Annotated in this window: 24 protein-coding genes and 1 tRNA gene; 21 read left to right on the top strand and 4 right to left on the bottom strand. The window is 45.1% G+C overall.

What is annotated here, in order from left to right; all coding sequences use genetic code 11:
* Window positions 1-23 precede the first annotated feature (23 nt).
* From yaaA to dnaA, 3 genes are all read right to left on the bottom strand, one after another.
* Window positions 24-239 carry a S4 domain-containing protein YaaA gene (gene yaaA / locus PUT07_RS27530; protein ID WP_274471982.1) on the bottom strand — a complete coding sequence of 72 codons (216 nt, stop codon included), beginning with the start codon at window positions 237-239 and terminating at the stop codon, window positions 24-26.
* A 12-nt stretch (window positions 240-251) separates the two neighbouring features.
* Window positions 252-1394, bottom strand: coding sequence for a DNA polymerase III subunit beta (gene dnaN, locus PUT07_RS27525; protein WP_274471980.1), 1143 nt, complete (start codon window positions 1392-1394; stop codon window positions 252-254).
* A 178-nt stretch (window positions 1395-1572) separates the two neighbouring features.
* The gene (gene dnaA, locus PUT07_RS27520; protein ID WP_274471978.1) at window positions 1573-2937 is read right to left on the bottom strand and encodes a chromosomal replication initiator protein DnaA; all 1365 of its coding nucleotides are present in this window, start codon (window positions 2935-2937) and stop codon (window positions 1573-1575) included.
* A 633-nt stretch (window positions 2938-3570) separates the two neighbouring features.
* On the opposite strand from dnaA, the gene rpmH reads away from it, so the two are divergent.
* The 12 genes from rpmH (at window position 3571) to PUT07_RS27460 (ending at window position 14503) form a co-directional block, all read left to right on the top strand.
* Window positions 3571-3705 carry a 50S ribosomal protein L34 gene (gene rpmH, locus PUT07_RS27515; RefSeq protein WP_028557239.1) on the top strand — a complete coding sequence of 45 codons (135 nt, stop codon included), beginning with the start codon at window positions 3571-3573 and terminating at the stop codon, window positions 3703-3705.
* A 139-nt stretch (window positions 3706-3844) separates the two neighbouring features.
* Window positions 3845-4204 (top strand): ribonuclease P protein component, encoded by a 360-nt coding sequence (rnpA, locus tag PUT07_RS27510; RefSeq protein WP_274471977.1) that lies wholly within the window; start codon window positions 3845-3847, stop codon window positions 4202-4204.
* Between the two features lie 71 nt (window positions 4205-4275).
* On the top strand, window positions 4276-5049 hold the full coding sequence (gene yidC, locus PUT07_RS27505; RefSeq protein WP_274471976.1) for a membrane protein insertase YidC: 774 nt from the start codon (window positions 4276-4278) through the stop codon (window positions 5047-5049).
* The gene (jag, locus tag PUT07_RS27500) at window positions 5046-5663 is read left to right on the top strand and encodes an RNA-binding cell elongation regulator Jag/EloR (RefSeq protein ID WP_274471975.1); all 618 of its coding nucleotides are present in this window, start codon (window positions 5046-5048) and stop codon (window positions 5661-5663) included. Before yidC ends, jag begins: the two co-directional genes overlap by 4 nt.
* Before the next feature lie 75 nt (window positions 5664-5738).
* A complete protein-coding gene (mnmE, locus tag PUT07_RS27495) occupies window positions 5739-7115 on the top strand; it encodes a tRNA uridine-5-carboxymethylaminomethyl(34) synthesis GTPase MnmE (protein ID WP_274471974.1) in 1377 nt (458 codons plus the stop codon).
* Window positions 7116-7162: 47 nt separating this feature from the next.
* Window positions 7163-9052, top strand: coding sequence for a tRNA uridine-5-carboxymethylaminomethyl(34) synthesis enzyme MnmG (gene mnmG, locus PUT07_RS27490; RefSeq protein WP_274471973.1), 1890 nt, complete (start codon window positions 7163-7165; stop codon window positions 9050-9052).
* A 3-nt stretch (window positions 9053-9055) separates the two neighbouring features.
* Entirely contained in the window at window positions 9056-9784 is a 729-nt protein-coding gene (gene rsmG / locus PUT07_RS27485; protein ID WP_274471972.1) for a 16S rRNA (guanine(527)-N(7))-methyltransferase RsmG, read from the top strand.
* Window positions 9785-10125: 341 nt separating this feature from the next.
* On the top strand, window positions 10126-10941 hold the full coding sequence (noc, locus tag PUT07_RS27480; RefSeq protein WP_274471970.1) for a nucleoid occlusion protein: 816 nt from the start codon (window positions 10126-10128) through the stop codon (window positions 10939-10941).
* A gap of 161 nt (window positions 10942-11102) precedes the next feature.
* Window positions 11103-11861 (top strand): ParA family protein, encoded by a 759-nt coding sequence (locus PUT07_RS27475; RefSeq protein ID WP_274471969.1) that lies wholly within the window; start codon window positions 11103-11105, stop codon window positions 11859-11861.
* Between the two features lie 8 nt (window positions 11862-11869).
* Window positions 11870-12730 carry a ParB/RepB/Spo0J family partition protein gene (locus PUT07_RS27470; protein ID WP_274472009.1) on the top strand — a complete coding sequence of 287 codons (861 nt, stop codon included), beginning with the start codon at window positions 11870-11872 and terminating at the stop codon, window positions 12728-12730.
* A gap of 105 nt (window positions 12731-12835) precedes the next feature.
* Window positions 12836-13996: an aminotransferase class V-fold PLP-dependent enzyme gene (locus tag PUT07_RS27465; RefSeq protein WP_274471967.1), complete on the top strand. Its 1161-nt coding sequence runs from the start codon at window positions 12836-12838 to the stop codon at window positions 13994-13996.
* A gap of 15 nt (window positions 13997-14011) precedes the next feature.
* Complete coding sequence (locus PUT07_RS27460; protein ID WP_274471966.1) at window positions 14012-14503, top strand: DUF4446 family protein; 492 nt, start codon at window positions 14012-14014, stop codon at window positions 14501-14503.
* On the opposite strand, the gene yyaC is transcribed toward PUT07_RS27460, so the two are convergent.
* Complete coding sequence (gene yyaC, locus PUT07_RS27455) at window positions 14478-15101, bottom strand: spore protease YyaC (RefSeq protein WP_274471965.1); 624 nt, start codon at window positions 15099-15101, stop codon at window positions 14478-14480. The genes PUT07_RS27460 and yyaC overlap by 26 nt on opposite strands.
* Window positions 15102-15199: 98 nt before the next feature.
* Between yyaC and PUT07_RS27450 the strand changes: the two genes are divergently transcribed.
* The 9 genes from PUT07_RS27450 (at window position 15200) to PUT07_RS27410 (ending at window position 21710) form a co-directional block, all read left to right on the top strand.
* Window positions 15200-15436, top strand: coding sequence for a DUF3343 domain-containing protein (locus PUT07_RS27450; RefSeq protein WP_274472008.1), 237 nt, complete (start codon window positions 15200-15202; stop codon window positions 15434-15436).
* A gap of 50 nt (window positions 15437-15486) precedes the next feature.
* Entirely contained in the window at window positions 15487-16293 is an 807-nt protein-coding gene (locus PUT07_RS27445) for a mechanosensitive ion channel family protein (protein WP_338000778.1), read from the top strand.
* A 27-nt stretch (window positions 16294-16320) separates the two neighbouring features.
* Window positions 16321-16548: a DUF951 domain-containing protein gene (locus tag PUT07_RS27440; RefSeq protein ID WP_274471963.1), complete on the top strand. Its 228-nt coding sequence runs from the start codon at window positions 16321-16323 to the stop codon at window positions 16546-16548.
* A gap of 68 nt (window positions 16549-16616) precedes the next feature.
* Window positions 16617-16704 (top strand) — tRNA-Ser (locus tag PUT07_RS27435).
* A gap of 190 nt (window positions 16705-16894) precedes the next feature.
* The gene (locus tag PUT07_RS27430; protein ID WP_274471962.1) at window positions 16895-17341 is read left to right on the top strand and encodes a hypothetical protein; all 447 of its coding nucleotides are present in this window, start codon (window positions 16895-16897) and stop codon (window positions 17339-17341) included.
* 160 nt (window positions 17342-17501) lie between these two features.
* The gene (locus PUT07_RS27425; RefSeq protein ID WP_274471961.1) at window positions 17502-18740 is read left to right on the top strand and encodes a hypothetical protein; all 1239 of its coding nucleotides are present in this window, start codon (window positions 17502-17504) and stop codon (window positions 18738-18740) included.
* 68 nt (window positions 18741-18808) lie between these two features.
* Window positions 18809-19531: an ABC transporter ATP-binding protein gene (locus PUT07_RS27420; RefSeq protein WP_274472006.1), complete on the top strand. Its 723-nt coding sequence runs from the start codon at window positions 18809-18811 to the stop codon at window positions 19529-19531.
* Window positions 19485-20270, top strand: coding sequence for an ABC transporter permease (locus tag PUT07_RS27415; RefSeq protein WP_274471960.1), 786 nt, complete (start codon window positions 19485-19487; stop codon window positions 20268-20270). Before PUT07_RS27420 ends, PUT07_RS27415 begins: the two co-directional genes overlap by 47 nt.
* 12 nt (window positions 20271-20282) lie before the next feature.
* The gene (locus PUT07_RS27410) at window positions 20283-21710 is read left to right on the top strand and encodes a sensor histidine kinase (protein WP_274471959.1); all 1428 of its coding nucleotides are present in this window, start codon (window positions 20283-20285) and stop codon (window positions 21708-21710) included.
* The last annotated feature ends 17 nt before the right edge of the window (window positions 21711-21727 follow it).

Below are 21727 nucleotides of genomic sequence, written 5' to 3'. Positions count from 1 at the left end.
CATCCTCCTGGCAACACGCGGTCTCAGGAGCTAACGACTTCGAATTGTCCGAAACCCTCCACGGTCACAATATCCTTCGGAACGAGTTTCCGTCCTCTGCGATTTTCCGCTTGCCCGTTTACTTCAATTTTGGTATCCACAACGAAAAATTTGGCTTGTCCACCTGTGGATATACAATCCGACAGCTTCAGAAACTGGCCGAGCGTAATGTATTCCGTGTTAATAGCGATTTGTTTCATGCTGGAGCCCCCTTAGTTGGTTGTTCGATAAGGCAAGATCAGCTGTAAAATGTTCGTCGAATCTTGCGGTTTCATGATGATAGGCTGCATGGCTCCAGTAAATCCGATGTGAATGAACTCGGAATCGAGCACTTTAAGCGCATCAAGCATATATTTGGAGTTAAACGAAATTTTGAGCAGTTCGCCGGCAATATGCTGCAGGTTAATTTGCTCCGTGACTTTACCGAGCTCGGAGGAGCTGGAGGAGATCTCGATCGTTTGATCTTCCAACATGATCATTTTGACGATATTGGTCTTCTCTTCCTTGGACAACAGGTAGGCGCGATCGATCGCTTCCGCCAATTCCTTGGTCGGAACGACCATCTCGGTTTGGAAGGATTGCGGAATCAGCTTCGACGTATCCGGGTAAGTACCGTCCAAAATGCGGGAATAAAATAAAATCGAATGAATCTTGAATAAAACCTGATTGTCCGAAATAACTATATCTATAAGGGAGTTCTGATCAGGCAAAATTTTGCTCAACTCATTCAGCGTACGGCCGGAAATAACAATGTTCGGCAAATTATGCGCATTGTCATTATCGACGGTAACTTCTCTGCTGGCAAGGCGATGACGGTCGCAGGCGATGAATTTGAGCTTGTCTCCGTTAATGTTCCAAAGAACCCCGGTAAGAATCGGTGTCGATTCATTGGTCGAAACGGCATAAGACGTCTGTTTAATCATCGTTTTTAAGAGATCGCTCGGCAGACGAAGCATCTTGCTTTCTTCGATTTCCGGCAGCAGCGGATATTCGTCGGGATCGAGCCCCATGATTTGAATTTCCGAAGAACCTGAACGAATAACGGTTTGGAAATTGTGGCTTACTTCAATCTCAATAAGTTGAGCTGGCAGTTTACGAATAATTTCAACGAAAAATTTAGCTGGAAGCACTACGCTGCCGGCTTGATATAACTGAATGATTTTGTTCGTTCCATTTTCACTAGGTGTGAAGCTTTGAATGGAAATGTCGGTATCGCTGGCTGTAAGGGTAACGCCGCTTACGGTTGCATCTATTTTGATCCCAGTCAGAATGGGGATGGTTGTACGGGATGAGATTGCTTTGGAAACGTGACCAATGGATTCAATTAAATGGTCTTTAAGAATCGTTAATTTCATGACTTCACTCCTGCGGTTCTTTTTTGAGATTCGTTGGCATATCTTTATATAATATCATTCTTTATTAGTAATAGCAGTAGGGCCTCTGGATATGTGGATATGTGGATGAAGCTTATATAAAGCAAGCCTATCCACATGTGCATAGTTTGTGCATAGGCTTATCATAAATCAAAGGTTATTAAGAGGGGTTCTTGATGCGCTCCGTCAGGTTATGAATGACCTTGTAGAGCTCCTGGTCCTCTTGCAGCAGTTGCGATATTTTCTCATGGGCGTGTATGACCGTCGTATGGTCGCGGCCGCCAAAATTATCTCCGATTTTCGGCAAAGAGAAGTCCGTCAGCTCCCGTGCCAGGTACATCGCGACCTGCCTAGGGAAGGCTACGGCTTTTGTTCGTTTGCGCGCCTTGAAATCCTCAAGCTTCAATCCATAGAATTCACCAACGCGCTGCTGAATATCCTGAATCGTAATGACTTTGGGCCGGTTCGACGGAATGATATCCTTCAACGCTTCTGCGGTCAAATGAACGCTGATGTCCTGATTGATCAGAGAGGAGTAGGCCACTACGCGGATCAGCGCACCTTCAAGCTCACGAATATTCGTATCGATTTGGTTCGCGATATAGATCATCGCTTCGTTCGGAATCTCCAAATTCTCGGCTTTCGCCTTTTTCCGCAAGATGGCGATGCGTGTCTCCAGGTCCGGAGGCTGAATATCCGTTATCAATCCCCATTCGAATCTGGAGCGCAGGCGGTCTTCCAAGGTTGGAATCTCCTTAGGCGGCCGGTCGCTGGAGATAATAATTTGTTTGCCTTCCTCATGAAGCGCGTTAAATGTATGGAAAAACTCCTCCTGCGTACCTTCTTTACCCGCGAGGAATTGAATATCGTCAATTAATAGCACGTCGATCGTTCGATATTTGTTGCGGAACCCTTCGCCGCGGTTATCCCGGACGGCATTGATGAATTCATTCGTAAACTTCTCGGATGAAATATACAGAACGCGAGCTCCTGGATTATGCTCCAGCACATAATGGCCGATGGCGTGCATCAGATGCGTTTTGCCCAGACCTACGCCTCCATATAGAAAGAGCGGGTTATAAGCTTTGGCCGGCGCTTCGGCTACGGCGAGCGATGCCGCGTGCGCGAAACGATTCCCGGATCCGATAACGAATGTATCGAAGGTGTACCTGGAATTCATCATGTTGGTGAAATTCTCTTCACCCGCGACGATGGCTGGTCCCTTCGGAGGCAGCACGGTCGGCTGAACGGCAGCTGATTGCGCTTTCTGCTCCTCGGTTTCGATAACGAATTTGACGGATACATGCTTGCCGGTGAAATCGTAAATGGTGCCTTCGATCAGCTTGGTATAGCGGCTTTCCAACCATTCCTGCGCGAAATTGTTAGGCGCACAAATAACGACAGTGGAATCATTGAAGACTGTCGCTTTCGTTGATTTGAGCCAGGTATCGAAGCTCGGCTTACTGAGTTTTGTTTGGATGATCGATAAGATTTGCTGCCATAAGTCCGTAGAATGGCCTTCCACAATAATTCACTCCTTTGAAATCAAACATGTGGCTTAGGGCCAGTTAAATAGAAAAAAGCATCTGTGCATAAATCATTATGTTGAACTCAAACGGAGCGTTCCGCGAGATTTAGCAGCTCAAACGCAATCAGAGTATAGTCTGCACGTTTAACGGCAAAAAGAACCTTAATGTCTGATGGGCTCAATAAAGGACGGATTTTGTCGTTTTATCCACATTATTAAGATTCGGCTAAAATGACTTATTCTTATAGAGGGAATTTTGTTCACAATGTTATCCACAGACTGTTGATAAATCGGAGAAGGATTAGGTTATATCCACAACAGAAACATAATCATCTTATCAAAAGATGGCTTGTTAATCAACGGATTGTTTGGTATTATCCACAATTACAACAAGTTGTGCATAGAAATTGTTCACAACACAAGATATTGTTGATATTGTGTTAATTTTCGACAGAGTTCTGTTTCGCTCGTCTAAATTTTATACACAGGTTATTCTTTTGGGGCTGCGGCTGCCGATTTTGGCAGATCCTTCTGCACGCTCATGTAGGTTGACTTTCTTGCTTGATTTGTGATTTAATGAGTAGTAGAAATTTTGTAGGATGGATATCCTCAGGTAGGGAGGTGCTATAGATGGGTCCGACGTTTAACCCGAATACGAGAAAGCGTAAGAAAAACCATGGTTTCCGTAAAAGAATGAGCACGAAGAACGGTCGTAAAGTTCTGCAAGCTCGTCGTCTTAAGGGAAGAAAAGTTCTTAGCGCGTAAAAAGAGGCTCCGGAAGGGGCTTTTTTTTTTGCATTTGAATGGTCTGGTTTATCTCCGTCCAAATCGGTCAAAAATAGATGGGATATCTATTGCTGATCTAACCTATCTTGAAAGCTAACAGTCTGGAGCGTACATGTCTGTGGAAAAAGAATATAGATTAGCGAAACGGGAAGATTTCAATAAGATATATCGATACGGCAAATCGATGGCCAACCATCAGTTTGTTCTATATTATTTGCCTCAGCCCAAACTGGATCATTTCCGCCTTGGCATTTCGGTGAGCAAAAAAGTCGGCAATGCAGTCGTTCGGAACCGGTTAAGACGTATGATCAAGGAAATTGTTCGTTTGAAAAAGGAGAATATGGCGCCGCATTACGACTATATTCTTCTGGTGCGGAAACCCGCGGCCGATATGGAATATGTGGAGCTTGAGAAGAGCATTTGGCATGTCGTGCGAAAAGCTTCTTTATTAAAAAGGAACGAACCAATAAAAAAATGAAGCTATATTTCCTTGCAGGCTGAAGATGTGATATAGTTTATGTTGGAAAAGATATTTAGGAGGATCTCATTTTGACTCGTCGAATTTATATGCTAGCCGCAATCTCTGCGATGATCTTGTTACTGTCAGGGTGTAGTCCGTCCAGCTCAGCCATGGCACCAATTGATCTAAATACCGCAAATTTTTTCACGAAATATTTTGTGTACCCGCTTTCTGAAACGCTGGATTGGTTTGCCGATCATTTGTGGGGTCAATATGGGCTGTCGATTCTGGTTGTTACCATTATCATTCGTCTCATTATCTTGCCGCTGACGCTGAAACAGTACAAGAGCTCCAAACGGATGCAAGAACTGCAGCCAGAGATGAAGAAGCTGAAAGAGAAGTATAAAGATGACGCAAAGAAACAGCAGGAAGAAACGATGAAGCTGTTTCAACAAAATGGTGTGAATCCATTGGCGGGATGTTTCCCGATCATTGTACAAATGCCAATCTTGATTGCCTTGTACCAAGCGATCATGCGCAACCAAGAAATTCATGGACATAATTTTTTATGGATGAATCTTGGACAACCCGACCATTATTACATTCTTCCATTGATCGCCGCGGCGACAACATTCGTTCAACAAATGTTCATGTCGTCCCAAATGAATCAACAAATGAAAAGCTTGCTATATATTTTCCCGGTTATGATTTTCGTGATGTCCATGAATTTCGCAGCCGCTCTGCCGCTTTACTGGATCTACGGTAACATCTTCACCATTGTTCAGTCTTACTTCATTTATGGTTCTCCTGGAAAACAAAAAAATCCTGGATCTCAAAATAATAAGGGTGGCCTGTCCAAATGAAAAAAATCGTGGTGACTGGAAAAACCATTGAGTTAGCGGTGAAAGCCGGCCTTTCTCAATGGCAAGTTTCGGAAGATCGTGTAAAGATTCATATTTTGGAACAGCCCACCAAAGGGTTGTTCGGGTTTATTGGTTCCAAAGAAGCTAAAGTTGAGCTTGAATTGATACCAGATCCACTTGAGGAAGCCATTGCTTTCTTACAAGATATGTTCGAAGCGATGAAAATTTCCATCACCATAGATACGACTAAGGATCGCGAAGGCTACCTCTTGAATTTGAGTGGTTCGGAGTTAGGGATTTTGATTGGCAAAAGGGGACAAACGCTTGATGCGCTGCAGTATTTAGCTAATATTGTCGCAAATCGGTATGCGAACTCGCATTTTCGCATTGTCTTAGATGCCGAGAATTTCCGCGAAAGACGGAAGAGAACACTGGAAGAGCTGGCTTCGAGGCTGGCTAACCGCGTCATTAAGTCCAAAAAAGAAGTTATTTTGGAGCCGATGAACTCGCAAGAACGCAAGATTATTCATGCCGAGTTGCAAGGGCATCCAGTTGTCAAAACATACAGCAAAGGCGAAGAACCGAATCGTCGGGTCGTCATCGCCGTCAAATAATCGTGGAATCGCAATGACTTAGGATCATGTCATTGCTTTTTCTTTAAGATGAGGTAAATTCGAGGTGCAACTACTATGCTAAACGATACGATTGCTGCTATTTCTACGCCGCTCGGCGAGGGCGGAATAGCGGTTATTCGTGTGAGCGGGGATGAAGCCGTTCCACTTGTGGACCGCGTGTTCCGTTCCAAAACGAAATTATCAGATGCAGCCACGCATACGGTACATTATGGATTCATTGTAGAACCTGCTTCCGCCGAAAAGGTGGAGGAGGTTCTCGTTACGTTAATGAAAGCTCCGCGTTCCTTTACGATGGAGGATGTGGTGGAGGTCAGCTGTCACGGAGGGATCGTGTCCGTGAAGAAAGTACTTGATCTGCTGCTGTTGCAAGGGATTCGACTGGCTGAGCCGGGTGAATTTACGAAGCGCGCATTCTTGAACGGTCGAATTGATTTGACACAAGCGGAGGCGGTAATCGACCTGATTCGAGCCAAATCGGATCGGGCTTTCAAGGTCGCCTTGAAGCAGGTTGAAGGAAATTTGTCGAAGCAAATCAAACATTTGCGGCATGTACTGGTTGAATTGATGGCTCATGTCGAAGTGAATATCGACTATCCCGAGCATGACGTTGAAGAGATGACGAATGCTTTCATAAAGAGTAAATGTGACACGGTTATGCACGAAATTGACCGTCTTTTGGTGACCGCAGAGCAAGGGAAGATTTTGCGTGAAGGGATCGAGACGGCTATTGTCGGCAGACCGAATGTGGGGAAATCGTCGCTGCTCAATGAATTGGCTCAGGAGAATCGAGCGATTGTGACGGATATTCCGGGTACGACCCGCGATGTCATTGAGGAGTTCGTGAATATTGGCGGAATTCCGCTGAAGCTGTTGGATACGGCGGGGATCCGGGAGACCAGCGATATTGTCGAACAGATCGGGGTTGAACGTTCGAAGACTGCGCTAGCGGAAGCGGACTTGATTCTCCTGGTGCTCAATAGCAATGAAGAGCTCCAATTGGATGAGATTGCAATGATGAAGCAATTGGCTGATCGGCAAACGATCGTTATTTTGAATAAAACAGACTTGAGTCGAAGAATAGATGTCGAAGTAGTTCGGAACTATTTCCCTGAAGAGCGTATTGTCGAGTTGTCTCTGATTGAGAATAAAGGTATAGAGAACTTGGAAAAGGCGATTGCCGGCATTTTCTTTGAGGGTAAACTAGAATCAAGCGATTTGACGTATGTGAGCAATGTTCGACATATATCTTTATTGAAGCAAGCGAAGCGTTCCTTGTCGGATGCGCTTGATGCCAATGAGCAATATGTACCGATCGATATGATCCAAATTGATATTCGGGCTGCTTGGGAGCAGCTTGGCGAAATTATTGGGGATTCCGTAGGCGAGTCGTTGATTGATCAGATTTTTACACAATTCTGCTTAGGTAAATGAAAACCGACAGCATTTTCGTTTTCACAAAAGAGGGAGGAATGACTACGATGGGATATCATGCAGGCGAGTATGATGTTATCGTCATCGGTGCCGGACACGCTGGCTGTGAATCAGCTTTGGCATCTGCCCGAATGGGCTGCAATACATTGTTACTTACGATCAATTTGGATATGGTGGCTTTCATGCCTTGCAACCCTTCTATTGGAGGTCCAGCTAAGGGCCATGTCGTTCGAGAGATCGACGCACTTGGCGGTGAGATGGGACGCAACATCGACAAAACGTATATTCAACTCCGTATGTTGAATACAGGTAAGGGGCCGGCCGTGCACGCACTTCGCGCGCAAGCCGACAAATTTTCTTATCAGCACAAAATGAAAGAAACGATCGAAGCGACACCAAACTTGACGCTTCGTCAAGGGATGGCTGAAGATCTCATCGTGGAGAACGGAGAGGTCAAAGGGGTTGTGACAAAAACAGGCGCTGAATATTATGCCAAGGCCGTTGTTCTAACAACCGGGACTTATCTAAGAGGCAAAGTGATCATGGGTGAGCTCATGTACGAGAGCGGACCGAATAATCAACAGCCATCTGTGAAGCTGTCCGAATCCTTGCGCAGTCTCGGTTTTGAACTTGTTCGTTTCAAAACCGGTACGCCGCCGCGTGTGCACAAAGACACGATCGATTTCAGCAAAACTGAAATTCAACCCGGCGACGACCAGCCGAAATTTTTCTCCTACGAGACAAAAACGGGATCCAATGAGCAGCTGCCTTGCTGGTTAACCTATACATCTGAAGAAACGCACCATATTATCAATTCCAATCTTCACCGTGCTCCGATGTTTTCTGGCGCCATTGAAGGTACGGGTCCAAGATATTGCCCTTCGATTGAAGATAAAATCGTACGTTTTGCTGATAAGCCAAAGCATCAAATATTCTTAGAGCCGGAAGGCCGCAATACTTCCGAATACTACGTTCAAGGGCTGTCGACGAGCATGCCGGAGGATGTGCAGTTAGGGATTTTGCGTTCCATTCCAGGTTTGGAGAAAGTAGAGATGATGCGCACCGGTTATGCGATCGAGTATGATGCTGTCGTTCCTACTCAACTTAAGCCATCGCTAGAAACGAAGCTCATTAGCGGCTTGTTCACGGCAGGTCAAATTAACGGAACTTCCGGTTACGAAGAAGCTGCAGGGCAAGGGGTCATGGCCGGTATTAATGCGGCCCGCAAAGTGCAAGGGAAAGAAGCTGTTGTTCTGGATCGCTCCGAAGGATACATCGGCGTCCTGATCGACGATTTGGTTACCAAAGGAACGAATGAGCCCTATCGTTTGTTAACTTCTCGTGCTGAATATCGCTTGCTCCTTCGCCATGACAACGCGGATATGCGCTTGACGCCGATCGGGTATGAAATCGGCTTGATTTCTGAAGAGCGATACGCGGCGTTTTTGAATAAGAAAGCTTTGGTCGAGCAAGAGATTGAGCGGTTGAATACGGATAAAGTAAGACCGGAGCCTCATGTTCAGCAACTGTTGGAAAGCTTGGAAAGCGTTCAGTTGAATAATTCCGTTCCCGCAATTGGCTTGCTGCGCCGTCCGGAGATTGAGTATAAGCATATCGAAATCATGTGTCCATCCCCGCTTGAACTGGATGAAGAGATGAAGGAACAAGTCGAAATCCAAGTGAAATATGCGGGATACATTGAGAAGCAGAGCAATCAAGTTGATCGCCTGCGCAAGATGGAGAAGAAAAAGATACCTGATGATATCGAATATAGTGACATCCATGGGATCGCAACGGAAGCTAAGCAGAAGCTGGCCAAAATTCGTCCGATATCGATCGGGCAAGCATCGCGTATTGCCGGTGTGACGCCTTCCGACATTTCCATCTTACTTGTTTATTTGGAACACTATAACAGAGTCACAGCGGCAAGAGGTTAACGGATGGACGCTATTCAACAACAATTTGTACGTATGCTTGAAGAACACGACATAACGCTGAACGATAGGCAATTAGAACAATTCGAGCAATATTATAAGACACTTGTCGAGTGGAATGAGCGAATGAATTTGACAGGAATTACAGAGAGAGATCAAGTTTACTTGAAGCATTTCTATGATTCTCTTTCCGTCGCTTTCCACTTTAATATGAAATCGGTAAACTCCGTCGCAGACATTGGTTCTGGGGCGGGGTTTCCGAGTATCCCTTTGAAGATTGCTTTTCCTCATTTGAAAGTTACGATTGTCGACTCTTTGAATAAACGCATCTTATTTTTGAAAGAGATCGTTTCCCAGCTAGGTCTAACCGAAACAGAATGTGTACACGGAAGGGCAGAGGATATTGCTAGAATGCCCAAGTACCGCGACCAATACGATCTTGTTACGGCTAGAGCGGTTGCTAGACTTCAAGTTTTGAATGAGTTCTGCCTGCCTTTCGCTAGGAAGGATGGAACTTTCATTGCAATGAAGGGGGCGGAGATCGACGAGGAGCTGCATGCTGCTGACTACAGCTTGAACGAGCTCAGGGGGAAGGTACTGCGGGTGATCCCTATGCAGCTGCCTATCGAGGAATCTATGCGGCATTTTGTAGAAATCAAAAAGCTAGCTCCTACGCCCGCGAAGTACCCGAGGAAAGCCGGTCTACCTTTGAAAGAGCCGCTAGAAAAGCGCTAAGAATGTTCCACGTGAAACATTCAAAGAGAATGGTTCATCGAAGTTTCACAATCATGAAAAGCAGGAAATTTTGCTTTCATGGAGAATTATTATTAAGTAGGATGTATTCGAAATCATGTGATTGCACTTGTCATACTTCGCCGTAATCTTGACAAGCGTTTTCGTTCGTTGATCGGAAAGTAGGATCAGGTACTGCTGGTGCTTTCCATGTCAACTTTGACAAACGCGCCCGCCCCCAAAGGACGACGAAGTCGTTGCCCTTGAGTAGAACGAAGAGGTCGTCTATCTTTGGATCGTTATGGTCGCTTAAACTACGGGAAGAGTTGGTGGTAGGTTTTCCTATGAAAGAGCAAATATCAAAGCTATTTGGACTGGCTGATCGTTCATCGTTGGATGAAGTCAAAAACATACCTGTTAATAATATTATTCCAAGTCCATATCAACCTCGAACTTTATTTGACGATGATCGTATCGATGAATTGTGCCAAACGATTCGAACGCACGGGGTCATTCAACCTATCGTAGTCAGGGTCAAAAACAATACATTTGAACTTATTGCCGGTGAACGTCGGTTAAGAGCGGTGAAGAAGCTGGGGCTTGATACGATCCCGGCCATCGTCCGCGATTTTAACGATTCGCAGGCGGCTTCCATTGCACTTATTGAAAATTTGCAGCGCGAAGGTTTGACTGCTATAGAAGAGGCAGCCGCCTATCAACAATTGATCGAGATGCACGATTTGACACAAGAGAGCTTGGCGCAGCGACTGGGCAAAAGCCAGTCGACGATTGCGAACAAAATTCGTTTACTTCATTTAAGTGAGCCAGTGAAAATGGCCTTAATGGAGCGGAAAATTACGGAACGCCATGCTCGTGCTCTGTTGGCTTTGGATCAAGAAGATTTGCAGGTGAAAATCCTTGAAGAAGTGATCGCCAAGGAATTGAATGTTAAGCAAACGGAGATTAAGATCAATTTCTTAAAGGAAGCAACGAAGATTAAGAAGGCGCGTCGCGTGTCATTCTCGAAGGATGTTCGTTTAGCTTTAAACACCATTCGGCAATCTGTTGAGATGGTGACCAGCTCCGGTTTGAATATTAATACCCAAGAGCAAGATCATGAAGATCATTATGAAATCGTAATTAAAATTCCTAAACGATAATCCAGCATTTATTGCTACCTTAAACGGCGCAAGCCGTTTTTTTGCATCTTATGAGATATCATGAACAAAAGTAGATAAGGTAACTGGTTGATAGATATGTTAAGATAGAGTTATTGCTGTAGATTGGCATTTGGAACATAAGTGATTGAGGTGAAATAGTTTTGTCTAAAATAATAGCAATAACAAATCAGAAGGGTGGCGTCGGCAAGACGACAACTTCTGTTAATTTGGGTGCTTCCCTGGCCTCTCTAGGGAAGAGAGTGCTTCTTGTTGACATTGATCCGCAAGGTAATACGACAAGTGGGATTGGTGTTAATAAAGCAGACGTTGTGAATTGCATCTATGATGTGCTAATTAACGACGTTCACCCAAAAGATGCAACAGTAGATACGAATGTTCCAAATCTAAAAATCGTGCCGGCTACGATTCAGCTTGCCGGTGCCGAGATTGAACTTGTCCCAACGATTTCTAGAGAAGTGCGTCTGAAGAAGTCTTTGCAACTCGTAAAACATTTGTACGATTATATTCTTATTGATTGTCCTCCGTCTTTAGGTCTTCTTACGATTAATTCATTAACAGCTGCAGACTCTGTCATTATCCCAATTCAATGTGAATACTATGCGCTTGAAGGGCTGAGCCAACTGCTGAATACAGTTCGCTTGGTTCAAAAGCATCTCAATACAGGGCTTCAAATTGAAGGCGTTCTGCTGACGATGTTTGATGCAAGGACGAACCTCGGCATTCAAGTTATTGAGGAAGTGAAGAAATACTTCCAAACGAAAGTGTACCAAACGATTATTCCGCGGAACGTTCGCTTAAGCGAAGCACCCAGCCACGGACAATCGATTATTACTTATGATCCTAGATCAAAAGGCGCGGAAGTGTATTTAGAGCTTGCGAAGGAAGTGATCTCGATATGACCAAAGGTCTGTCCAAGGGGTTAGGTAAGGGATTGGACGCTTTAATTACTTCTTTGCATATTGATGAAAGTGATAAAGTTGTTCAAATTCCTTTGGCCCAACTGAGAGCAAACCCTTATCAACCTAGGAAACATTTCAACGAAGATAGCATCAAAGAGTTATCGGACTCGATTAAAGAGCATGGCGTTATTCAACCGATTATTGTGCGTAAAGTCCTTAAAGGCTATGAGATCATTGCCGGCGAGCGCAGATTTCGGGCTTCGCAAATGTCAGGACTTGCTACAATTCCAGCTGTTGAAAGATCTTTCACCGATCAGCAAGTTATGGAGATTGCCCTTATCGAGAATGTCCAGCGGGAAGACTTGAATGCGATGGAGATTGCTTTTGCTTATCAAGGTATTATTGATCAGTTTTCTCTTACGCAAGAAGAGCTCTCCGCCAAAGTAGGGAAAAGCCGTTCGCATATCGCGAACTTCCTTCGACTGCTGCAGCTGCCGGAGTCAATCAAGCAATATGTTTCACGTGGAACATTATCCATGGGACATGCGAGAGCCATTGTCGGTGTCAAAGATGACAAAGTGAAGAAAGAGCTTGCCGAAGCGACTATCTCCAAGCAGTGGAGTGTCCGTGAGCTAGAAGAAGCAGTGAAAATGCTGGAGGAAGCGCCAGGGCAGGAAAAAGAAAAACCGAAGCAAAAAGAAAAGAATAGAGACCCCTATATTAATCAAGCTGAGGATCAACTGAGGGATATTTACCGTACAACGGTGAAAATCAAACATCAGCAGGATAAAGGGAAAATCGAACTGCTCTATTATTCGAAGGACGATTTGAACCGTCTGCTAGAATTACTTCAAGGCAAAATCTCTTAAAATTAGATAGCATACCGATGGTTTTCTTTCGAGCAGAAAGATCAAACTAAGGTATGCTATATTTATGAGTGGAACTTCGATTTCGTAGGAGAGGGTGATCGTAGTATGGAGGGAATTATGTATTTCGATCAAGCGGCAACCTCCTGGCCGAAGCCGCCAGCCGTCATGGAAGCCATGATGAATTGCATGCAGGAATACGCGGCCAATCCAGGTCGGGGAAGCCATCAGATGGCGGTCAAATCGAGCAGGGTGCTTTTTGATACAAGGAGAAACCTCGCTAAGCTATTCAGTATTAAAAATCCGAACGACATATCGTTTGCCTTGAACACAACACAAGCGCTTAATCAAGCGATTAAAGGGTTTGTTAAACCTGGAGATCATGTGATTTGCACGAATATCGAACATAATTCGGTTCGAAGACCGCTTGAACATCTGAGAGCCTCTGGTCAAGTTGAGCTTACATATATTCGCAATGACGTGCAGGGAAATATCCGGTTAGATGAGCTGAAACAGGCTTTGCGTTCGAATACATCACTTGTTGTCGTCAATCATAGCTCTAATTTGTTAGGCACGATTATGCCTGTTGCTGAGATCGGTGAAATATGCCGTATGCATGGCGCTAAGCTGCTCGTAGACGCCGCTCAGAGCGCCGGAATTCTGCCCATTCATGTAGGGAATATGAATATCGATATGTTGGCTTTCCCGGGCCACAAGGGGCTTCTAGGGCCTCAGGGAACGGGCGGGTTGTATGTTCATCCGAATATCGATTTGGAGCCTCTCCTTCATGGGGGGACGGGGAGTCAATCAGAAGCTATTCACCAGCCAACCGTACGACCTGACCGGTATGAGGCGGGGACGCAAAACACGGTAGGGATCGCGGGCTTGAATGAAGGCGTGAAATTCATACTCTCAGAGACGATTGAGAAAATCCATGAGAAAGAGTGGAATCTAACTCAAAGGCTAATGGAAGGTTTACTGGGAATTAAAGGGGTCACGATTCTTGGACCTGCACTTGGACAAAATAAAACAGGGATTGTTTCCTTTAATATTCATGATGCGGATTCTTCGGAAGTAGCCTTTATTTTGGACCAGTCATTTCAAATCGCCGTTCGTTCCGGCTATCATTGCTCACCGCTGGCCCATGAGTCAGCAGGCACGCTAGCCAGTGGCGCGGTTCGAGCCAGTATCGGATATTTCACAACAAATGAAGAAGTGGATGCTCTTATTCAGGCAGTCAAAGAGATCCAAACGCAGTATGCTAAGTAGAAAGAGGGATCAACCATGGGGGAACTGTATGGCTTGGATGGCAGCGTTGTTGTGCTGTCCAGTTATGTGCTTATCTTGATTTTATTTATTTACGTCATTGTGCTTTCCACGAAATTATCATCCTTGCGGAAGCAGTACGTGCGAATGATGAACGGCTCACAAGCAGAAAATATGGAGCAGCTCGTCATTGATATGCAAAGCGAAATCAACGCGCAAAAGGCCGAATCCGCAATGACTTCAGCCCATGTAGAAACGATTCGCCAATCCTTAACGAAGATGAAATCGAAAGTCGCCATTCATCGCTATAATGCTTTTCAAGATGGCGGAAGCAACTTAAGCTTTACTGTGGCAATTCTGGATGATTATCAAGATGGCGTAGTGTTAACAGGTATACATAGCAGGGAGCAGATGTATCTATACGCTAAGCCGATTCAAAATGGTCAATCCACATTTACACTAAGTCCGGAAGAAAAAGAAGCCATTAGTCAAACTTTAAAGCCGTCTTAATGCTTGGCGAATAAGCTTGCGTACGACGCAATGCGGAGTGAAGCGCATCGCCAATTACGTTGGCCATATTCATGACTAAGCTAAGCCTTGTATTTTGCAGCACGAAATATTCCATGAATCCTCCGACGTTGACAATGCCCGTGACGTGAATGTTGCCAACCGGAGGAAGGTCTTTATTCACACCGGCACCAGGCTTGAGGGGGCCATCCGCAACTTGGATGCAGCCGACACTTGAGACTTGACCTAAGCAAGCATCGACGGCTACGATGAACGGGTTATCGAACTGACGATTTATCTTCTCAACCGTATCCGCCAGATTCATGGCGTGAACAGGTTCATCCAGAGTGCCGAACAAATGAAGGTTCCGAAGATTGGTTGTACGATTAAGATGAGAGCCGACTAACGGACCGAGCGAGTCGCCAGTAGAGCGATCGGTTCCTACACAGATGATAACAATAGGTTGATAGGATGGTAGCTTGCTAAAGATGGCTTGCAAATGCTTAGAGAGAAGAAAAGGGGTATCGGCATCTGTATGCTGGATTTTGAGTGGGGCTAGATCCGTATCTTTCATTCCGTCGAAACCAAATTGGAATTTCATTTTATCCCTCCAAGTACTTCTTCTTTTTTTACTAGTATATGGATAGATAGAGACATTTATACGTAGGAGAGGAGGGTTTTTCCTTGAATATTTCGATCATGCTGTTGGCCTTTGATTCGACCCAGCAAGCCCTCCGTGCCGAGATGCTGCTAGAGTACGCGGATATCGAAATCGACATAAGGCCGACGCCTAAGGAGGTCACAGCGGGCTGTGCTTTGTCTATTGAATTCCCGGGGGAGAATCTAGCGGAAGTCAAAGAGATTATAGAGTCTGAGAAGGTAGAAATCAGAGGCATCTATTTTAAAATAGAAGATAAATATGTTACGATGGAATGAAAAAGGAGGTCTAAACCTTGGCCTTTATTACCAAGTATTTTACTGATCTGATGAACTGGATTCGCGAGCATGTCATGAAACCTGAGATGCTGGCATCGCTATTCTGGATTCTAGTGAAAATTATTGTTATTTATATAGCTGCTAGAATATGTATTAAAATAGCGGACAAAACAATAGCACATATGATGGCTGCTAGAGATAGGTCGCCACTGAAGTTTGATAGGCGAAGGACGAATACGATTGGTAGTCTCATACATAATTTAATAGCATATACGGTTAATTTAATATGTATTATGCTAATCTTAGGGCAAATAGGTTTTAATCTGGGGCCGCTGCTTGCCGGTGCGGGGGTTCTTGGATTGGCGATAGGTTTCGGAGCGCAGAGTTTGGTGAAGGATGTTATTACGGGTTTCTTCATTATTTTCGAGGATCAATTCGGGGTTGGAGATGTCATCCAAATTGATTCCTATAAAGGAACGGTAGAAGAAATCGGCATTCGCGTGACGAGAATCAAAAGCTGGACCGGGGAAGTGCATATCATCCCGAACGGAAATATTAAGCAAGTGACGAATTTCTCAACTTACAATTCATTGGCTGTTGTCGATGTGACCATCCCGCATCATATGGATATTGATGAAGCTACGAAAGTGCTGAAAGAAACGGCCAAGCATGTACATGAGTTAACAGACGACGTTGTCAAAGAGCCGGAGGTGCTTGGCGTTCAAGTTGTAGGCTCCACGGATTTGAAAATCCGGATCATTGCCGAATGTAAACCGACTAGGCAGTTTAATGTGACCAGACTTTTGAATATTGAAATTAAGAAAAGGTTGGATACGGTGCAAATCGAGAATAGCTAACTTGAAGTGGAAGGCGGTGGCGGACGAATGGAGAAAAAGCAGTATCAGCTTGGCGATATTGTGCAAATGAAAAAGCCCCATCCGTGTGGCACCAATGAGATGGAAATCATACGGATGGGAATGGACATTCGGATCAAATGTGTGGGATGTAAACATAGTGTCCTGGTACCCCGAACGAAGTTTGAGAGCAAGTTGAAGAAAGTGCTTCGCTCCAACGCAGCGGCGGTTGAAGGAGACGAAGAAACGTCCTCATGAAAAAATGGGACAGGTACTTGCGAGAACACGGATTATTTGTTATAATAAATCCTGTTCTCACTTTTCGTGGAAAGGTACCCAAGAGGCCCAAGGGGGCTGACTCGAAATCAGCTAGGCGTCGCGAGGCGTGCGTGGGTTCGAATCCCACTCTTTCCGTACTGATCTGAATAGTGATTAGAGAGTCTCCTGTAATCGCAGGAGGCTTTTTTTATTCTCAAATAGCTATGTATAAAATCGTTCCACGTGAAACAATTTCGACGCCAATTCCGTTAAGAATAAAACTGTTTAAAAACAAGCAAAATAGTTTATATCTATGTGTATGGGCATCACGAAGGAGGAGTAACATATGAAGAAATGGTTGATCTTGATGGTGACGCTAGCAGCCGTCGTAGCAGCCGCAGGCTGCGCTAAGAAGAATGAAGAGGCAGCATCGCCTAGCCCGACGGTAAGCGCAGGAGCGACCGTACAGCCGTCCGCAGGGGCATCTGCAACGCCTAGCGGGACAAGCGGTGGTACAGGTGGAACAGCGACAGCAACGCCGGCAGCAGGCGGCACTAACACGACGAAGGAAGAGCCTCTTCCGCAGTTGACGCGGGAACAGGCTGATAAAATAAGCATGACAAGCACCTATGACGAAATGGTGAAAGCGACAGGAGTCAAAGGGAAGTTGGTTAAAGAAGAGAACGGCAAGAGGACGTACGAATTTGCGATTTCGAACCAACCCGGCTATTACATGAGAATTGTTTACTTCGCGGACGGGAAGATATCGGAGAAGAATGTATATCAGAAGTGAGGATGAGGCCGTGCAGCTGAGAGATGCTGTACGGCCTTTCCTATCTTGCCCAGAGTTTATACTTTGTTAATATTCCATTTAGAAGGATGCAATAAGCATGTTTTACAATAGAGATAAGGAAACGTTTCCCCCTAATTCGTGTTATTAAAGGAGAACCGAAATGAAACTTAGTAAAAAAGGAATTACGGTACTTTCATTTACGATCGGAGCGTGCTTGTTCGTATCTACCGCTTTCGCCGATACGCTGCTCGGGTCTGGGTATGACCGCTTGAAAGGCTCTGCCAAAACGACGGCAGCCATGATGGAGAAAGGTTTGAATAACTATACGGTTGAGGCTCTGTATTCGTTAAAAGACAATGGCCAAGTTTTGATGCAAGCATCCGAAACTCAGAAGATGGACACGGTCAACCAATTGACCGAGACCAATAGAGTAACTACGACAGATGGCATAACAACGACGAACTATTCCTACGCCGACGCAAAACTAACGGTACGGAAAAACGGTACGGACGATAAGTACTATGTAAGTGAGCACCCGGCTAATATCAAACAACGCGGTCCGGCAGATTTCGATAATCCTTTCAATGAAAAGGGAGCTCCGGAGATTGAGAAGATTGTTGACGCTGTTGTCGGTAACCTCAAAGATTACGTACAAGTCGAAGAGGGGGCTAACGGTAGCAAAGTGTACTCCGGAAGCTTGTCTGAAGCACAAGTACCTGCTATCGCAAACGCCGTATCTTCCTTCGGTTTCAAACAGATGTTGAATGATGGGCAAAGTCTACCGAGAATCGAAAACGATATTTTCGTGAAAAAGGTTGTGGGATCTGCCCTAGAGAATAATGCCGGCTATCTGGAAAATGTGACTGGCGACATCATCTTGTCGGGGAAAGATGCGAATGGCGTTCAACACGATTTAACGCTGAATGTTGTTATGAAGCTTTCCGATGTAGGGAACACGAAGATCGTCACGCCTGATCTAACCGGTGCGAATGTTGAGAAAGTCAGCTACTCAAGCGGATTCAGCAGCAAGTATGTAGGAACATACAAAAACAACATCATCATGGAGAAAGACGGCAAGTTTGTGAAGATCGGTGAGAGAACCATTGAAATCACAAATGTTGACGGCGATAAAGTGACTGGGAAATTCACTGAAACCGTGAAGCCTGGTTACGAGAAGGAATATCCGGATAAGGATGTCTTCAACTTCGAATACAATCTGGCAGCCTCTTCGACCTTCACGTATACCGATGCGAAAGGTGAGCAGAAGAACGGTATGATCCATCCGAACGGCTCCGGCAAGATCTATTTCGATATGAATTTGGAAGTTAGCAACAAAGACACATACAGATCAGATTCGAAACCATTCTATGACGGTCAGTTCGATCGCGTATTCGAATAAAAACAAGAAGTTCAGGAGGCTGCGCTCATGCAGCTTCCTGAGCATGTTTATGAGGGGGATATCCATTGATAGTCAAAGCTATTGAAATCAGCGGGCTAACCAAGTCATTCAAGAATGGCCGGGGTATCAGCGAGCTGAATTTGGATGTAGATCAAGGAGATGTGTTCGGATTTCTGGGTCCGAATGGGGCCGGGAAGACGACGGCGATGAAAATGATGACGGGTCTTATGAAACCGGATCGCGGAGATGTGAAGATTTTTGGCGCGAGCATTACGGAGGACTATGTTAACGCCATGAAACATGTAGGCTGTATGATTGAAACAGCGGAGTCGTATCCGTATTTGACGGCTAATGAGAACTTGAAGCTGTTTGCCAGATATTATCCGGAAGTCGACCAACGAAGAATAGACGAGTGCCTGGAGACTACGGGCATGTTGAAATATAAAAATGAGAAAGCACAAAAGTTCTCGCTTGGCATGAAGCAAAGGTTAGGTATAGCGGCGGCAATCCTGTCCAAGCCTAAGCTGCTTATTCTGGACGAGCCCTTGAATGGACTGGATGTAGAAGGAATGCTGGAGATGAGGAAGCTGATCAAGCAGCTGTCGCAGGAAGGTACGACGTTCTTCATCTCCAGTCACTTGATTCACGATGTGGAATTAACTTGCACAAGAATCGGGATCGTATACGGGGGCAAGCTGGTCAACGTCGAGTACACGCAGCAAATCCTTTCATATTATTCTTCTCTTGAAAATTATTTCGTTAGCGAGGTGGACAGGAATGGCAGGATTTAAGGCTGCATTTGTGAATGAATCCGTGAAGCTGCTCAAAAAGAAAAAATTGATGGCAGCCGCCATTTTATCCACGCTTGCTGTAATCATCGGACAAATTGCCGTCACGACGATTAAGCACGGTCTTGGATTGCGGGTAGTAGGCAGTGTTGAGTTTCCGATTGTCGTATTGTCATTCTTTACGTATACGATATTACCGCTGTTTGCCATCTTCGTGGCTATCGATATGTTTAACGGCGAGTCTTCATCGAATACAATGAAAATTACGCTTTTAAGACCGGTCTCCAGATTTGGCGTATTTAGCGCGAAGGTTTTGAATTTGGCTTTATTCATCGCGGGAAATCTGCTTTTTGTTATGATCTTATCCCTGCTCGCCGGTTTCATCTTTAATCCGTCGTCCGCCAGTTTGGTGGGTGTATTCAAAGTGATCGTATCCTATGGGTTAACCTTCTTTCCTGTATTCGTATTTGCCCTTATCGTCGTGCTGTTGGCGAATGTCATTCAGGGCGGGTTAGCTGTTTTCTTCCTAGCCATCCTCGTTTTTATTGCTTTTAATTTCTTTGGTATTATGTTTTCTTCGTATTCCAGCTTTTTTATTACATCGATGTTTGATTGGTACATTCTCTGGATCTCGGAAACGATCAACTGGTTGAAAATAGTCCGTCAAGTTCTAATCATCTCGGGATGTGGTATCATGTTATTTACAACAGGTTATTATTTGTTTGACAGGAAAGATATCTAGAGAGGAATCTGTATGAATTTCACTAAACGCTTTTTCACGATGAATGCGCTGGCTGTGCTGGCTTCGATCGGTTTGACCGTCCTGGCGGCCATTATTTTCATAGCTTCCTATACAAAAGTTTTCGGCCGTGAAGTCCAGATGAAGGAGTTTCAGCAGTTTATCGAGGTGAGGGCGGCAATCAGCGAACTCCGAAGTGAAGCCCAGACATACAAATTCGAGCAGCTCATGGATACCAAGTTTCAGAAAGAGCTTGCCGGACGGGCAAACGCAGTGGGAGCTCATGTCATTGTGATTAAAAATAGGGAAGTTCTATACGCTACCAAAAGCTTCGCGAAGATCGATATCGAGAAAAGCCTGATCCTGTCGGACGGCTCCTCCGGCTCGGACACGCTGGAGCTCGATGGCAGTATGTATATGTATGCCCGGGCCGACTATACGCTGTCAAGCGGAGATACGGGCGTTCTACTGCTGCTCGCTCCGACCAAGCTGAAATACGGCATTTACTGGAGTTTCGCCATATTCACTTTAAGCTTCTTCACAGTGATATTCCTTCTTATGAATTTATGGGTTTCTTATAGATTCTCACGCGGGATCGTTTCGCCTATTGCCAGGCTGAAGAAAGCGGCGATAGCCATCAGCGAAGGGGATTTGAGCCGCGGCATCCCTGAGGAGGGCGAAGACGAAATTCGCGAGCTATGCCGGACTTTGGAGCTCATGAGGATCAAACTGAAAGAATCGGTCTATTTACAGCAAAAGTATGACGATAACCGCAAGTTCCTCGTTTCCAGCATTTCTCATGATTTGAAAACACCGGTTACTTCCATAAAAGGGTATATAGAAGGCATCATAGACGGGGTGGCGAAGACCCCTGAGAAGCTGGAAGAATACCTGGAGACAGCACGCTCCAAAGCTATTTTGGTGAATGCGATGATCGATGATCTGCTTCTATATTCCAAGCTGGATCTGAACCAGCTCCCGTACCATTTCGAGAGGAGCGATCTACAGGCGTATTTCGAGGATTGTGTCGGGGATTACAATTATGAATTTCAGAAGGCAAATGTTACGATTGAATTAATAAGTGAATTACAAGCCCCTGTTCAAGTATTAATCGACGTCGAAAGATTAAAGAGGGTCATTCAGAACATTTTGGATAATGCCTTGACTTATGTCGAGAAGGGGACTGGGCGGGTTGCCATTATATTAAGAGAAACGCGAACATCGGCGATTATAGAGATAAGAGATAATGGTAAAGGCATACCAGAGAATAAGCTTCCGCACATTTTCGATCGGTTTTATCAGGCGGACCCCTCCAGGAAGATCGGAAGCGGACTAGGTCTGGCGATCGCCAAGCAGATTGTGGAAGGTCATGAAGGGAAGATCTGGGCGACCAGTCAGGTAGGGGAAGGGACCCGGATTATGATTTCGTTGAAGAAGTTCTAGGTGTTTGGGAGGATAGG

It is taken from the genome of Paenibacillus sp. MAHUQ-63, from assembly GCF_028765165.1.
In the GTDB taxonomy this organism is placed as follows: Bacteria; Bacillota; Bacilli; order Paenibacillales; family NBRC-103111; genus Paenibacillus_E.
This window is presented reverse-complemented; position numbering and strand designations above follow the sequence as displayed.